Origin of the sequence: Nocardioides sp. W7 (assembly GCF_022919075.1) — a bacterium.
Taxonomy (GTDB): Bacteria; Actinomycetota; Actinomycetes; order Propionibacteriales; family Nocardioidaceae; genus Nocardioides.
The window spans coordinates 4100202-4115184 of record NZ_CP095078.1; the positions used below are offsets into that span (position 1 = coordinate 4100202).

Annotated in this window: 9 protein-coding genes; 3 read left to right on the forward strand and 6 right to left on the reverse strand. The window is 73.3% G+C overall.

Annotated features, from left to right (window positions below):
* Positions 1–143 precede the first annotated feature (143 nt).
* Positions 144–2513: a phosphoketolase family protein gene (locus tag MUB56_RS19385; protein WP_244928649.1), complete on the reverse strand. Its 2370-nt coding sequence runs from the start codon at positions 2511–2513 to the stop codon at positions 144–146.
* An 18-nt stretch (positions 2514–2531) separates the two neighbouring features.
* Complete coding sequence (locus tag MUB56_RS19390) at positions 2532–3404, reverse strand: universal stress protein (protein ID WP_244928650.1); 873 nt, start codon at positions 3402–3404, stop codon at positions 2532–2534.
* A gap of 148 nt (positions 3405–3552) precedes the next feature.
* Between MUB56_RS19390 and ppdK the strand changes: the two genes are divergently transcribed.
* The gene (gene ppdK / locus MUB56_RS19395; RefSeq protein WP_244928651.1) at positions 3553–6240 is read left to right on the forward strand and encodes a pyruvate, phosphate dikinase; all 2688 of its coding nucleotides are present in this window, start codon (positions 3553–3555) and stop codon (positions 6238–6240) included.
* Positions 6241–6314: 74 nt separating this feature from the next.
* On the opposite strand, the gene MUB56_RS19400 is transcribed toward ppdK, so the two are convergent.
* The gene (locus tag MUB56_RS19400) at positions 6315–8600 is read right to left on the reverse strand and encodes a catalase (RefSeq protein WP_244928652.1); all 2286 of its coding nucleotides are present in this window, start codon (positions 8598–8600) and stop codon (positions 6315–6317) included.
* A gap of 122 nt (positions 8601–8722) precedes the next feature.
* Here MUB56_RS19400 and MUB56_RS19405 point away from each other — a divergent pair, with 122 nt between their 5' ends.
* Positions 8723–8947 (forward strand): hypothetical protein, encoded by a 225-nt coding sequence (locus MUB56_RS19405; protein WP_244928653.1) that lies wholly within the window; start codon positions 8723–8725, stop codon positions 8945–8947.
* A gap of 45 nt (positions 8948–8992) precedes the next feature.
* On the opposite strand, the gene MUB56_RS19410 is transcribed toward MUB56_RS19405, so the two are convergent.
* From MUB56_RS19410 to MUB56_RS19420, 3 genes are all read right to left on the reverse strand, one after another.
* Complete coding sequence (locus MUB56_RS19410) at positions 8993–10915, reverse strand: ATP-binding protein (RefSeq protein WP_244928654.1); 1923 nt, start codon at positions 10913–10915, stop codon at positions 8993–8995.
* 143 nt (positions 10916–11058) lie between these two features.
* A complete protein-coding gene (locus MUB56_RS19415; protein WP_244928655.1) occupies positions 11059–12147 on the reverse strand; it encodes a potassium channel protein in 1089 nt (362 codons plus the stop codon).
* Between the two features lie 10 nt (positions 12148–12157).
* A complete protein-coding gene (locus MUB56_RS19420) occupies positions 12158–13108 on the reverse strand; it encodes a YihY/virulence factor BrkB family protein (protein ID WP_244928656.1) in 951 nt (316 codons plus the stop codon).
* Positions 13109–13126: 18 nt separating this feature from the next.
* Between MUB56_RS19420 and MUB56_RS19425 the strand changes: the two genes are divergently transcribed.
* Positions 13127–14788: an acyl-CoA dehydrogenase family protein gene (locus tag MUB56_RS19425; protein WP_244928657.1), complete on the forward strand. Its 1662-nt coding sequence runs from the start codon at positions 13127–13129 to the stop codon at positions 14786–14788.
* Positions 14789–14983 lie beyond the last annotated feature (195 nt).

A 14983-nucleotide genomic window follows, 5' to 3' on the forward strand; every position in this document is an offset into this window, starting at 1 on the left:
CTACGGGCGGGCGCGCAGGCTCATCACGGTATGCAGACGAGCCGGCACCTCCCACGGCGTACCCACCATGGGAGGTGCGAACTGATCTGCATACCGTGATGAACCTGTGGCCGCGACCGACCACCCACCACCCTGCCCAGCCCTCAGCCGGTCGGCCAGGCCCAGTCGCGCACCTCGGGCAGGTCCTCGCCGTGCGTGCGGGTCCACTCCCGCGCGATCCGGCGGGTGTCGACCATCCGCTGGCGCAGCGACGCGGCCCGCGCCCCCAGGCCGGGCACCCGGTCGATGACGTCCATGACCAGGTGGTAGCGGTCCAGGTCGTTCATCATCACCATGTCGAAGGGCGTCGTGGTGGTGCCCTCCTCCTTGTAGCCGCGCACGTGCAGGTTCTCGTGGTTGCGGCGCCGGTAGGCCAGCCGGTGGATCAGCCACGGGTAGCCGTGGTAGGCGAAGATCACCGGCCGGTCGGTCGTGAACACCGCGTCGAACTCGTGGTGCGGCATCCCGTGCGGGTGCTCGGTCTCGTCCTGCAGCCGCATCAGGTCGACCACGTTGACGAACCGCACGCGCAGGTCGGGCAGGTGCTCGCGCAGGATCGCCGTCGCGGCCAGCGCCTCCAGGGTCGGCACGTCGCCGGCGCAGGCCAGGACGACGTCCGGCGTGCCCTCGTCGTTGGACGCCCAGTCCCAGATCCCGGCGCCGCGGGCGCAGTGCAGGTCGGCGGCCTCCGCGTCGAGCCAGTCGTACGACGGCTGCTTGCCGGCGACGACGACGTTCACGTAGTGCTCGCTGGCCAGGCAGTGCCGCATCACCGACAGCAGGGTGTTGGCGTCCGGCGGCAGGTAGACCCGGACGACCTCGGCCTTCTTGTTGACGACGTGGTCGATGAAGCCGGGGTCCTGGTGGGAGAAGCCGTTGTGGTCCTGGCGCCACACGTGCGAGGTCAGCAGGTAGTTCAGCGAGGCGACCGGCGGGCGCCACTCGATCTCGCGGGTCGTCTTGAGCCACTTGGCGTGCTGGTTGAGCATCGAGTCGACGAGGTGGATGAACGCCTCGTAGCAGCTGAACAGCCCGTGCCGGCCGGTCAGCAGGTAGCCCTCCAGCCAGCCCTGGCAGGTGTGCTCGGAGAGGATCTCGACGACCCGCCCGCTGGTGGCGAGGTGCTCGTCGGTGTCCTCGATGATCCCGGCGAAGACCTTGTCGGTCGCCTCGTATACGGCGTCGAGCCGGTTCGAGGCGGTCTCGTCGGGCCCGAAGATCCGGAAGTTGTCGGGATTCGCGCGCACCACGTCGAGGAGGTACTCCCCCAGCACCCGGGTCGCCTCGTGCACCGAGGCGCCGGGGGTGGTCACCTCGACGGCGCGGGTGCGGAAGTCCGGCAGCCGCAGCGGCCGCTTCAGCAGCCCGCCGTTGGCGTGCGGGTTGGCGCTCATCCGCCGGGTCCCGGTGGGCGCGAGGGCGCGCAGCTCCGGCACCAGCCGGCCGTCGGCGTCGAAGAGCTCCTCGGGCCGGTACGACGCCAGCCACTCCTGCAGCTGCGCCCGGTGCGCGGTGTTGTCCCGGGTGCCGGCCAGCGGCACCTGGTGGGAGCGCCAGGTGCCCTCGACCGGGACCCCGTCGACGACGGCCGGCCCGGTCCAGCCCTTCGGCGTGACGAGCAGGATCATCGGCCACGGGCGTCGTTCCAGCTCCCCGTCCTCGCGCGCGGCGCGCTGGATGTCGCGGATCGAGTCATGGGCCGCGTCGAGGGCCGCGGCCAGCTGGCGGTGCACGTCGGCGGGGTCGTCGCCCTCGACCGTCAGCACCTCGTGGCCGTAGCCGCGCAGCAGGCTCTCCAGCTCCGCGCGCGGGATCCGCGCCGGGATGGTCGGGTTGGCGATCTTCCAGCCGTTGAGGTGCAGCACCGGCAGCACCGCCCCGTCGTGCACCGGGTCGACGAACTTGTTGGCGTGCCACGACGCCGCCAGCGGGCCGGTCTCGAACTCGCCGTCACCGACGACCGCGGTGACCAGCAGGTCGGGGTTGTCCATCGCGGCGCCGTACGCGTGCGAGAGGACGTAGCCGAGCTCGCCGCCCTCGTGGATCGAGCCCGGGGTCTCGGGGGCGACGTGGCTGGGGATGCCTCCCGGGAAGGAGAACTGGCGAAACAGGGCCCGCAGCCCCTCGCCGTCGTCACCGACGGCCGGGTAGACCTCGCTGTAGGTGCCCTCGAGCCAGGCGTTCGCGACGGCGGCGGGTCCGCCGTGGCCCGGACCGGCGAGGAAGATCGCGTCGACGTCGCGCTCCCGGATCAGCCGGTTCAGGTGGGTCCACAGCAGGTTGAGGCCGGGCGTGGTGCCCCAGTGGCCGAGCAGCCGCGGCTTGATGTCGCTCGCCGCCAGGTCCCGCTCCAGCAGCGGGTTGTCGAGCAGGTAGATCTGCCCCACCGAGACGTAGTTCGCGGCTCGCCACCAGGCGTCGAGCAGGTCGAGGTCGGCATCGGTCAGAGGGGCGGGCGTCACGGTCTGCACCATCAGAGCTCCTGGGGTCGGTCAGGCGTGCTGGGCGATCGGGCCGGGGAGGTGGACCCGGTGCACGTCCACCGGGGTGGTCAGCAGCACCGGGCAGCTCGCCTCGCGCAGGACCGCTCGCGCGACCGGTCCGAGGTGGGAGCCGGTCGGGAGCAGCGGCTGGTGCCGTCCGAGGACGACCAGGTCTGCCTCGTGAGACGCCTCGATCAGCGCCTCGCCTGCCGGTGCGTGCACTACGCGGACCTCCACGGGGACGTCGGGATACCACCCTCGCAGGCTGGTCGTGGCCCGGTCCACCCCCGCACGGATCCCTGCGGGCTTCCGCGCGTCCTCGACCGCCGTCAGCGGTCGGCGGTTCGGCCCGGTCGGGTGCCACCAGGTCGCCAGCAGCGTCAGGGCGGCCCCGCAGGCCCGGGCCACGGCGAACGCCTCGACCAGTGCCTCACCGCAGTTGACCCCCTCGTCGAAGCCGACCACGACCCGGGGGCGGCCCCCGCGCAGCGCCGAGTCGTCCGGGACCGAGAGCACCGGGACGGGCACCCAGGCACCCACGCCGCCGGTGACCGACCGCAGGTAGGGGTGCGAGCGCCGGGGGGCCCGGCCGACCACGACGAGCGCGGCGCCCGCGGCCGCGCTCACCAGGGCGACCAGGGGCGGTTCGGAGCTCAGCGTGGTGGTCACGGGCACCCGGGCGGCCACGGCGCCGCGCGCCCGCTCGGCGGCTGCGGCCAGCACCGCAGCCCCGGACGGCACCCCGGTGGCCTCGGCGCCGTCGGCGTGCACGAGGTGGAGCGGTCGGTCGAGCCGGAGCGCCTCGCGGGCGGCGTGGTCGACAACGGTGGGCGAGCCGCCGCGGCCGACGCCGACGACGACGGGTGGGGGCATGGCTGACATGTGGGGTCTCCGATCCGTCCACCCTCACGTTCGCCGATCGCGCGGCGACGGGCCCAGGGACCAAGGACCCGGTTGCGTGGGGTCGCTCGGCCCGACCCGGGACCTTCGGCCCCTCGTGCCGGCCGCGCGTCGGCGCGAGACTCGAGGCATGGACAGCTACGTCTTCGACTTCACCGTGGGCGACCGCGACCAGGCCGACCTGCTCGGCGGCAAGGGCGCCAATCTCGCCGAGATGACCCGGCTCGGCCTGCCGGTCCCGCCCGGGTTCACCATCACCACCGAGGCGTGCCGCGCCTACCTCGCCCAGCACCGCGAGCCCGCCGGCCTCGCCGAGCAGGTGGACGCGCACCTGCGCGCGCTCGAGGAGCGCGTCGGCCGCCGCCTGGGCGACCCCGAGGACCCGCTGCTGGTCTCGGTCCGGTCCGGCGCCCGGTTCTCCATGCCCGGGATGATGGACACCGTCCTCGACGTCGGGCTGCACGACGGCTCGGTGGCCGGGCTGGCGGCCCGCAGCGGCGACGAGCGGTTCGCGGCCGACTCCTACCGCCGGCTCGTCCAGATGTTCGGCTCGACCGTCCTCGGCGTACCCGGACACCTGTTCGCCGACGAGCTCGCGCGCCGCAAGGCCGAGCGCGGCGCCGTCACCGACCTCGACCTGTCGGCGGAGGACCTGCTGGAGCTCGTCGAGCGCTTCAAGGCGGTGATCCGCGAGCAGACCGGCGGCGACTTCCCGCAGGACCCGCACGAGCAGCTGCGGCTCGCGATCCACGCCGTGTTCGCGTCCTGGAACACCCCGCGCGCGGCGCTCTACCGCCACCGCGAGCACATCGCCGACGACCTCGGCACCGCGGTCAACGTGCAGGCCATGGTCTTCGGCAACCGCGGCTCGACCTCCGGCTCGGGCGTCTGCTTCACCCGCGACCCGGCGACCGGCGAGCGCGGCCGGTACGGCGACTACCTGCCCGACGCCCAGGGCGAGGACGTCGTCGCGGGCATCCGGAACACGCTGCCGCTGAGCGCGCTCGAGGAGCTCGACCCGACGTCGTACGCCGAGCTGCTGCGCGTCATGGACCTCCTGGAGCAGCACTACCGCGACCTGTGCGACCTCGAGTTCACCGTCGAGGACGGGCGGCTCTGGATGCTGCAGACCCGCGTCGGGAAGCGGACGCCCCAGGCCGCGGTCCGGATCGCTAGCGACCTGGTCGACGAGGGCCTGATCGACCTCGACGAGGCGGTGCGGCGGATCACCGGCGCCCAGGTCGCCGGCCTCCTGGTGCCGCGCTTCGCCCCCGACCCGGACGCCGTCCCGGTCACCACCGGCATGGGTGCCTCGCCGGGCGCGGCCGTCGGCCGGGTCGTCCTCGACTCCGAGACCGCGGTGGCCTGGGCCGAGCGCGGGGAGCAGGTGATCCTGGTGCGTCAGGAGACGACCCCCGACGACCTGCCCGGCCTGGTGGCCGCGCAGGGCGTGCTGACCAGCCGTGGCGGGAAGACCTCGCACGCCGCCGTCGTCGCCCGCGGCATGGGCCGGACCTGCGTGTGCGGCGCCGACGCCGTCGAGGTGGACCTGGTCCACCGCCGGGTGCGGTTGCACGGCGGGCCGACCCTCGCCGAGGGCGACGTGGCCTCCCTCGACGGCGCGACCGGCGAGGTGTTCCTCGGCGCTCGCGCCGTCAGCGACTCCGTGGTCGTCCGCCGGCTCAGCGGTGAGGCCGTCGACGACCCGGTCGCCGATGCCCTCGACCGACTGCTCCGCCACGCCGACCAGGTGCGCCGGCTGACGGTCCGGGCCAACGCCGACACCCCGGCGGACGCGCTCCGGGCGCGCCGGCTCGGGGCGGCCGGCATCGGCCTGTGCCGCACCGAGCACATGTTCCTCGGCGAGCGGCGACGCCTGGTCGAGGACCTGGTCGTCGCCACGGACCACCCGGCGCAGGAGGCGGCGCTGGCGGCGCTGCTCCCCCTCCAGCGCGCGGACTTCGCCGGCATCCTCGAGGCCATGGACGGGCTGCCGGTGACCGTCCGGCTCATCGACCCGCCGCTGCACGAGTTCCTGCCCGACCTCACCGAGCTCGCCGTCACCGTCGCCCTGGAGGACGAGCGGCACACGGTCGACGAGCACGACCACCGCCTGCTGCGGGCGGTACGCCGCCTGCACGAGCAGAACCCGATGCTCGGCCTGCGCGGGGTGCGCCTCGGCATCCTCATCCCCGGCCTGTTCGCGATGCAGGCCCGAGCCCTGCTCGAGGCGACGGCCGACCGGCTCGCCGCCGGCGGCGACCCGCGGCCGGAGATCATGGTGCCGCTGGTCGCCACCGAGACCGAGCTGGCGCTGGTACGCACCCAGCTGGAGGCGGTGGTCGCGGAGGTGCAGCAGGCCCGCGGGTTCGACCTGACGGTGCCGATCGGCACCATGATCGAGCTCCCCCGGGCGGCCCTGGTCGCGGACCGGATCGCTGCCTCGGCCGACTTCTTCTCCTTCGGCACCAACGACCTGACCCAGATGACCTGGGGCTTCTCCCGCGACGACGTCGAGGCGTCGTTCCTGCCGACGTACCTCGCCCAGGGCGTGGTCGCGGTCTCGCCGTTCGAGTCGATCGACGTGGACGGCGTCGGCTCGCTCGTCCGGACGGCGGCCGAGCTCGGCCGGCGTACCCGACCCGAGCTGCACCTCGGCGTCTGCGGCGAGCACGGCGGCGACCCGGCCTCGATCCACTTCTTCGACGAGCTCGGCCTCGACTACGTCTCGTGCTCGCCGTTCCGGGTGCCGGTGGCCCGGTGGGAGGCCGCCCGCTCGAGCCTCGGTGTGCACGAGCGGGCCGGCACCACCGCCTGACCCCGCAAGGTCAACCAGGGGGCCGAGTCAGCACTACTGGTGCTGACTCGGCCCCCTACTTCTGCTGACTCGGCCTAGCTCGGCGAGCCGAACCGCTCCCAGACCCGGTGCGCACCCAGGGCGGTGTGCACCTCGGCGAGGACCGCCGTCGGCTCGTCCCCGGCAAAGACCCCCGGCGCGCCGGCGATGCCGACCGCGTCGAGCGCCTGGACCCCGGCGCCCCAGGCGCCGATCACCTTGGCGTGCCGGAAGCCCTCCTGGAGCATCAGCACCACGCGCGGGTCGAGACCCGGAGCGGCGTCCTCGCCGGCCTTGCTGTCGCGCACGGTGAGCGCGTCGGGGGCCGGGGCGGGGCTGCCGGCCAGCACCAGCGCGTCGAACTCGACGGACCGGGTGGCCGCGAAGGTCCGCTGCACCGGGGTGCCGTCGGCCAGCTTGCCTCCGTGCGGTGCGACGACGAGCGGCACCATGCCGGCGTCCGAGATCGCGGCCGCGACCTCGGCGACGCCGCCCAGGTCACCGGCGGGGTCGACCACGATGCCGATCAGGCGCCCGTCGGTCGGCCAGGTCGCGCCGAGCTGGGAGAGCGCCGGGCTGGGGTCCAGGTCGACCAGCGGCTCGGTGGGCTCCGGCGCGGGCAGGCCCAGGCCGGCGGCGACCTGCGCGCACAGGTCCGGGTCGATGTTGGCCAGGGCCAGCAGCTGACGCTCCTTGACCGCCTGCTCGAAGCACTTGGCCAGCTCGAAGGTGTACGCCGCGACGATGTGCTCCTGCTCAGGCGCCGTCATGCTCAGCCAGAACTGGCGCGTCTGGCTGTAGTGGTCGTCGTACGACGCCGGGTTCGCGCGGACCTTGACCGACTCGGCGACGCGCGCCGCGACCTCGACGAACGCGCCGTCCTTCGCGCCACCCGCGAAGAAGGGGCAGCCGCCGTCCAGCGAGTTGGGCTTGTACGGCGCCACTCCGCCGTGGACCGCGTCCTGGTGGAAGCCGTCGCGCAGCATGTCGTTGACCGGGGCGTGCGGCCGGTTGATCGGGATCTGGTGGAAGTTGGGTCCGCCCAGTCGGGTCAGCTGCGTGTCGAGGTACGAGAAGAGCCGCGCCTGCAAGAGCGGGTCGTTGGTGACGTCGATGCCGGGCACCAGGTTGCCGACGTGGAAGGCCACCTGCTCGGTCTCGGCGAAGAAGTTGGTCGGGTTGTGGGTCAGGGTCAGCAGGCCGATCGGCTGGACCGGTGCGAGCTCCTCCGGGACCAGCTTGGTCGGGTCGAGCAGGTCGATGCCTTCGAACATCTCCTCGGGGGTGTCCTCGAACACCTGGACGCCGAGCTCCCACTGCGGGAACGCGCCGGACTCGATCGAGTCGTAGAGGTCGCGGCGGTGGAAGTCCGGGTCGGTACCGCCGAGCAGCTGCGCCTCCTCCCAGGTCAGGGAGTGCACGCCGAGCTTGGGCTTCCAGTGGAACTTGACCAGGGAGGTCGCGCCCTCGGCGTTGACGCAGCGGAAGGTGTGGACCCCGAAGCCCTCCATGGTGCGGTAGGAGCGCGGGATGCCCCGGTCGGACATGTTCCAGATCGTGTGGTGCTGGGCCTCGGTGTGCAGCGAGACGAAGTCCCAGAACGTGTCGTGCGCGCTCTGCGCCTGCGGGATCTCCCGGTCGGGGTGCGGCTTGCCGGCGTGGATGACGTCGGGGAACTTGATGCCGTCCTGGATGAAGAAGACCGGGATGTTGTTGGCGACCAGGTCGAAGGTCCCCTCGTCGGTGTAGAACTTCGTCGCGAAGCCGCGGGTGTCGCGGACGGTGTCGGCCGAGCCCCGCGAGCCGAGGACGGTCGAGAACCGCACGAACACCTGCGTCTCCACCTCCTTGCCCAGGAAGCCGGCCCGGCTGATCGAGGCGGCGTTGCCGTAGCCGACGAAGGTGCCGTGCGCACCGGCACCGCGGGCGTGCACGACCCGCTCCGGGATCCGCTCGTGGTCGAAGTGGGTGATCTTCTCGCGCAGGTGGTGGTCCTGCAGCAGCGTCGGGCCGCGCTCGCCGGCCTTCAGCGAGTGGTCGCTGTCGCGCAGCCGGGCGCCCTGGGACGTCGTCAGGAACGCGCCCCGGCCGGAGACCGCCTCGGCGTCGACGTCGGTCGCGGCGCCGGTCGCCGTACGACGCTCCGGTCCGGCCTGGTCGGCCTTCGGCGGCAGCGGCTCGCGGGGCTCGGTCGGCTCCTCCAGCGTGGGGGTGCCGGAGCCCGGTGTCCCGGGGATGTCGGGTCGGTCCAGCTCGGCGAGCTTCTCGGCGACCCGTGCGGCCGCTCCCTCGACGGTGGCCTTCACGGCCTTCTTGACCTTGCTGGGCGTGCTTTCAGCCATACGTCCTCCTCGGGTTAGGGCCCTGGGGTACCCCCTGTCTCGCGGGCGGACGCCACCCCGACGGGTGAGCGGGTACCCGCTCCGCCGTCGACGCGTTCGAACAGGTGTTCTATCGTTCGTCCATGAGGGACCGCGTCACGGGCGCCAGGGGACACACCGTCCCCCAGCACGTCTGGGTGTGCGTGACCGGGCGCTGGGCCGAGCGCTCCCCGGGGTTGCTCCTGGAGTGGCGGCGGCGCGGTGACGCCTGGGAGGCGCTCGCGGTCTGGGTCAGCGGCGGCGGGGTGCGCGCCTGGGATGTCCGTCAGGGCTGGGTCTCCGCCGCGCACGTCCGCCGGCGCGAGTGATGCTCACCGCGGGGACCGCCCCGCCCCGCTCGCGACCGACCCGCGTCAGTCCGCCGGGAGCGTGAGCTCGAAGACGGTGCCCTGCCCCGCCGGGTTGTCGTAGGCGCGGATCGTGCCGCCGTGCCGACCCACGATCCGCCGGCAGATCGCGAGGCCGAGCCCGCTGCCGTCGTACTGGTGGTGCACGCGGTGGAACTCGCTGAACACCAGCTCGTGCTCGCCCTCGGGCAGCCCGATGCCGTTGTCGGCGACGGCCACGCAGACCAGGCCGGGTCCGGCCGGGTGCGCGGAGACCCGGATCTCGGGCCGGGTGTCCGCGGCGACGTACTTCAGGGCGTTGCCCAGGAGGTTGTCGAGGAGCTGCCGGAGCAGCACCGGGTCGGCCTGCACCGCCGGCATCGGCAGCTGGCAGCTCACCTGGGTCTCCGCACCGCGGGAGCGCGCCACCTCGGTGGCGACGGCGCCCAGGTCGACCCGGACCAGCTTCAGCTCGCGGTCGCGGGACTCCGCATGGGTGAGCAGGTCCTCGATCAGCTCGCGCATCCGTCCCGAGGACGAGCGCACCCGGGTCACGAACTGCCGACCCAGGTCGAGGTCGAGCTCGACCTCGTCGTGCTCCAGGTGCTCGTCGAGCAGGTCGGTCCAGCCCTCGATCGCCGCGAGCGGGTTGCGCAGGTCGTGGGCGACGACGCCGGCGAACGCCAGCAGCTCGGTCCGGTGCGCGTGCTCGGTGGTGGCGTCGCGGAAGACCAGCAGCGCGCGCCCCCGGCCGCGCCGGCCGTCGCGGGGCAGGAGTGCGGCGGACACGTCGAGGATCCGCTCGCCCTCCGATCCGACCGCGAGCTCCAGTCCCCGCACCTGCTCGCCGCCCAGCGCCCGCTGCACCGCGTCGCGCAGCCGGCCGCCGACCTCGCCCTCGGAGGCGAGCGCGGGGTCGCGGCCGATCATCGAGGCGGCGGCGTCGTTGCGGAAGCGGATCTCGCTCGCGTCGTCGACGACGACGATCCCGGAGTCGATGTTGGCGACGACGGCGTCCAGCAGCCGCGCCTGGTAGACCGCGTCCGCCTCGGCGGTGCGCAGCTCGTCGGCGAGCCGGTGGTTCTCGTCGCGACCCGTGGCCAGGGCCAGGCCGAGCAGGATCGTCGTCACGACGTACAGCTGCGCGACCAGCGCCGAGGCGGCCGGATCCGCGTCGGTGACGAACGGACCCAGGTCGTTCAAGGTCGCTGTCACCAGGACGACGCCGGTGAGGCAGATCTGGCCGACGGCGACCAGGGTCGCGAAGCGGGCACCGAACCAGACGGTCGAGGCGAGCAGCGCGAACGCGAGCGGCAGATCGCCGAACGCGAACGCCACCGCGTGGGCACCGACCGCGAACGCCACGGCGACCACCAGCTCGACCCGGCCACCGGCGCCGCCGCTGAGCAACGGGGGCCGCGGGGCGGGACGGGAGAGCCGCTCGGCGACCAGCAGCCCGACGGTCGCCGCGGTCAGCGCCCCGCACAGGTTCCGACCGAACCAGAGCGCGAGCGTCACCGCGTCGGCCTCGCGGCCGAGGACGGCCAGTCCCAGCGTCCCGGCCGTCGCACCGACGGCCATGCCGACGGCGATCGCGGTCGCCAGTCGGGCCAGCGCCGCGGGCGAGTCGAGCGGCCGGGTGCCGCCCGCGCCGTACAGCTCGGGGCACCAGCGCCGCACCAGCGCCGCCGCGATCAGCGTCTGGCCGACGTTGGTCACCGTCGCGACCAGGGCGACCCCCGGGCCCGCCCCGGACAGCAGCATCACCACGGCGGCCACGACGACCAGCAGCGGCAGGTCGATGCTCCGCAGCCCGGCGCCACGCAGCAGGAACCACAGCAGCGGCAGACCCGCCGCCGGCCAGACCAGGGCGAGGGACGTACCGTCGATGACCGTGGCCCGCCCGAGCAGCCCGGCCACGACGTACAGGGTGGCGAAGGAGACGGCCACCCACGGTGACCGTGCCGACGGACGCACCGGCATTCCGGTCATGCTCCCCCTGAGCCACATCGACAAAGAGCCGCTGCTGGCCGACCCTAGACCCGCCGGCGCGGCCTCGCGGGGTTTCGCGACAAGTCGGTCCTCAGGACCGATCACCGGTCGTCGGCGGCCAGGTCCTCGCCGTGGGTCCCGGGTCGGGGCGCCCAGGGCAGCTCCTTCGCCGGCCGTACGACGACCAGTCGGTCGCCGCGTGCGAGCAGGGTGACCACCGGGTCGAAGTAGCGGTAGACCTTCTCGTCGCGCACCACCGCGATCACCTGGTCGGGCAGTGACTGCGGCTGCTTGCCGACCTCGGAGACCAGCAGCTCGCGCTCGGCGACCTCCAGCCCCTCGCCGTACGTCAGCAGGTCCTCCATCACCGAGCCGAGCGTCGGCGACAGCGACGAGAGGCCGAGCAGCCGGCCGACCGCGTCGGAGGAGGTGATCACCGAGTTCGCGCCGGACTGCCGCATCAGCGGGGCGTTCTCCTGCTCGCGCACCGCGGCGACGATCCAGGCGTCCGGGCTGAGCTGGCGCACCGTCAGCGTGGCCAGCACGTTGGAGGCGTCGCTGTCGGTGGTGATGATGACCTGCTCGGACTCGGCGACGCCCGCGCGGCGCAGCACCTCGCGCCGGGTCGCGTCGCCGGTGACGACGGCCAGGCCGTCGGCGTGCGCGTCCTGGAGCGCCACCGCACTCGGGTCGACGATCACCACCGACTCGCGGTCCAGGCCGTTGCTGATCAGCGTCTGTACGGCGCTGCGGCCCTTGGTGCCGTAGCCGATGACGACGACGTGATGACCCATCTTCTTCCTCCAACGGGCGACGCGGAACATCTCCCGACCCTGCGAGGCGAGCACCTCGAGGGTGGTCCCGATCAGAAGGACCAGGAAGGCGATGCGAGCAGGGGTGATGATGAATGCGTTGATGAGCCGGGCGCGCTCGCTGACCGGCGCGATGTCGCCGTACCCGGTCGTGCTCAGGGTGACGGTCGTGTAGTAGATCGAGTCGATCAGGTCGACGGTGCCGTCGCTGCTGTCGCCGTACCCCCCGCGGTCGAAATAGACCAGGAGGACCGTGCCGACCAGGATCGCCAGCGCGGCGAGCAGCCGGCGCCCGAGCTCCCACCACGGCGACCGCGCCCGGTCCGGGAGCGCGACGAGGGCGACGCGTCCGCTCGGAGCGGCGGAGTGGGTGGGCACGGTGCGAAACCTACCGGTCCTTGGACGTCAGGTGACGCAGGCGCTGCATGAGCTCCAGCCGCGCCCTCGTGGTGGAGCTCTGCGGGAAGACCGTATCGAAGGCCGCGTTGACGGCGGCGCCGATCAGCACCGCGAGCGCGACGATGTAGAGCCACAGCAGTACGGCGATCGGCGCGGCCAGCGGCCCGTAGATCGAGCGCGAGTCGGCGGCGGTGGCCTGCAGCACCCAGCGCAGCACGTAGGAGCCGACGATCCAGGCGAACAGCGAGAACGTCGCACCCGGCAGGTTGAAGGTCCAGTTCGTCCGGACCGGCACCGACACGTGGTAGAGCGTCGCCAGGAAGCAGATGCACAGCACCACCACGACCGGCCAGTAGAAGAGCAGCAGCACGTCGGCGTTGTCGGGGATCCAGTCCTCCAGCTGCGACGGGCCGATCACCACGAGCGGGATCGCCACCACACCCGTCACCAGCGCCAGCACGTAGAGCACGAACGACAGCGCCCGGGTGCGGATGATCCCCCGCTCCCCGCCCAGCCCGTGCATGATCGTGATGGTGTCGACGAAGACGTTGAGCGCGCGCGACCCGGACCAGAGCGCCAGCACGAAGCCCAGCGAGATCACGTCGAAGCGGCCACCGCCCAGCACGTCCTTGATGGTCGGCTCGATGACCTCGTTGACAGCCCGCTCGGTCAGCAGCTGCGACGAGAGGTCGAGCACCGCCTGGCGCACGTCCTCGACCTCGGCCGCGGTGAACTGGCTCGTGACGTAGCCGATCGCGCCGGCGAGCGCGAAGACCAGCGGCGGCACCGACAGCACCGCGAAGAACGCTCCCTCGGCGGCCAGGCCGGTCACCCGGTAGCGCAGGCACGAGCCGACCGTGGCGACCACCAGACGCCAGAGCGTGTGGCGGGCTCGGACCCACCAGGGAGCCGGAGGCGCCGCACTCCCCGAGGTGGCCATGGCGCTTACCGTAGTTCCATGGGTACGCCGAGCCTCACCCCGCGCGCCGCGATCCGCACCGTCACCAACCAGGCGCCGCCGCTGGTCGGTCACAACGTCGTCGCGGCCGACCTGGCCCTCACCGAGGCCGTGGTCCGCCATGCGTCCGCGGAGGTGGTCGACGACCTGGTCGGCCTGGGTGCCGAGGCCGGATCGGCCGAGGCCCGGGAGCACGGCCGGCTCGCGAACGAGCACCACCCGCGGCTCACGCCGTACGACCGCTTCGGCAACCGGGTCGACGAGGTCGAGTTCCACCCGTCCTGGCACTGGCTGATGTCACGGGCCGTCGGGCACGGGCTGGCCGCGGCACCGTGGGAGGACGACTCCCCGCACGCGCACGTGCGCCGCGCGGCGGGCTTCATGGCCTGGTCGCACACCGAGCCGGGCCACGGCTGCCCGATCTCGATGACGTACGCCGCCGTGCCCGCGCTGCGCGCCGACGACGCGCTGGCCAAGGAGTGGACGCCGCTGCTCGCCTCGCGCACCTACGACCCGGGCGTGCGGCTCGCCTCCTCGAAGCTGGGGGCGCTCGCCGGCATGGGGATGACCGAGAAGCAGGGCGGCTCCGACGTCCGGGCGAACGTCACGCTCGCCCGGCCGTCCGACGACGGCACCTACACCCTGCACGGCCACAAGTGGTTCACCTCCGCGCCGATGAACGACGTGTTCCTGGTGCTCGCCCAGGCCGACGCCGGGGTGACGTGCTTCGTCGTACCCCGCGTGCTGCCGGACGGCAGCCGCAACCAGCTCGACGTCGTACGTCTGAAGGACAAGCTCGGCAACCGCTCCAACGCCTCCTCCGAGCTGGAGCTGGACGGCACCGTCGCGTTCCGGCTCGGCGACGAGGGCCGGGGCGTGCGGACGATCATCGAGATGGTCGCCGCCACCCGGCTCGACTGCGTGCTCGGCTCGACGTCGCTGATGCGGCGGGCGGTCTCCGAGGCCTCGTGGCACGCGGCGCACCGCTCGGCCTTCGGCTCGCTGCTCGCCGACAAGCCGCTGATGCAGAACGTGCTGGCCGACCTGGCCGTGGAGACCGAGGCCGCGACCGCCCTCGCCGTACGACTGGCAGCCGCCGTCGACCGGCGCGACGACCCGCACGAGGCGGCGCTGCGGCGGATCGCGCTGCCGCTGGCGAAGTTCTGGGTCTGCAAGCGCACGCCGGCGATGGTGGCCGAGGCGCTGGAGTGCCTGGGCGGCAACGGGTACGTCGAGGAGTCCGGCATGCCGCTGCTCTACCGCGAGGCGCCGCTGAACTCCGTGTGGGAGGGCTCCGGCAACGTCAACGCCCTCGACGTGCTGCGCGCGCTGAGCCGCGAGCCGGCGGCCCTGGACGCCTGGATCACCGAGGTCGGCCTCGCCCGCGGCGGCGACCCCCGGCTGGACCGGGCCACCGAGGACACCCTCGCGTTGCTCGGCTCGCTGCTCGGCGACCCCGCCTTGATGGAGGTCCAGGCCCGCCGGCTCGCGGGACGGATGGCGGCCGTGCTGCAGGGCTCGCTGCTGGTCCGCTTCGCCCCCGCCGAGGTGGCCGACGTGTTCTGCGCGTCCCGCCTCGGCGCGTCGTACGACGGCACGTACGGCGCCCTCGACGGCGGCGACCTGCGCGCGATCGTGGAGCGGACCACGCCGGTCGCCTGAGCAGCGTCGGTCAGGCTCAGCTCGCCGCGGGGCGGTGAGCTGTCCACCTTCCGCATCCGGACATCGGTGGACGGCTCACCGGCACGACGGCGGGTTGCGCGCGACACGCTCAGCGGCGGTGCGCCAGCCCCGGATCGGTCCCGCCCAAGGGTGGACAGTTCACCGCCCGCCGCCGCCCCGCCGAGGGCGACCTGC

What these genes read in the sequence shown, in the direction of transcription:
- MUB56_RS19385 (WP_244928649.1), bottom strand. Translation starts at nt 2,513, where the DNA reads ATGGTGCAGACCGTGACGCCCGCCCCTCTGACCGATGCCGACCTCGAC.
- MUB56_RS19390 (WP_244928650.1), bottom strand. Translation starts at nt 3,404, where the DNA reads ATGTCAGCCATGCCCCCACCCGTCGTCGTCGGCGTCGGCCGCGGCGGC.
- ppdK (WP_244928651.1), top strand. Translation starts at nt 3,553, where the DNA reads ATGGACAGCTACGTCTTCGACTTCACCGTGGGCGACCGCGACCAGGCC.
- MUB56_RS19400 (WP_244928652.1), bottom strand. Translation starts at nt 8,600, where the DNA reads ATGGCTGAAAGCACGCCCAGCAAGGTCAAGAAGGCCGTGAAGGCCACC.
- MUB56_RS19405 (WP_244928653.1), top strand. Translation starts at nt 8,723, where the DNA reads ATGAGGGACCGCGTCACGGGCGCCAGGGGACACACCGTCCCCCAGCAC.
- MUB56_RS19420 (WP_244928656.1), bottom strand. Translation starts at nt 13,108, where the DNA reads ATGGCCACCTCGGGGAGTGCGGCGCCTCCGGCTCCCTGGTGGGTCCGA.
- MUB56_RS19425 (WP_244928657.1), top strand. Translation starts at nt 13,127, where the DNA reads ATGGGTACGCCGAGCCTCACCCCGCGCGCCGCGATCCGCACCGTCACC.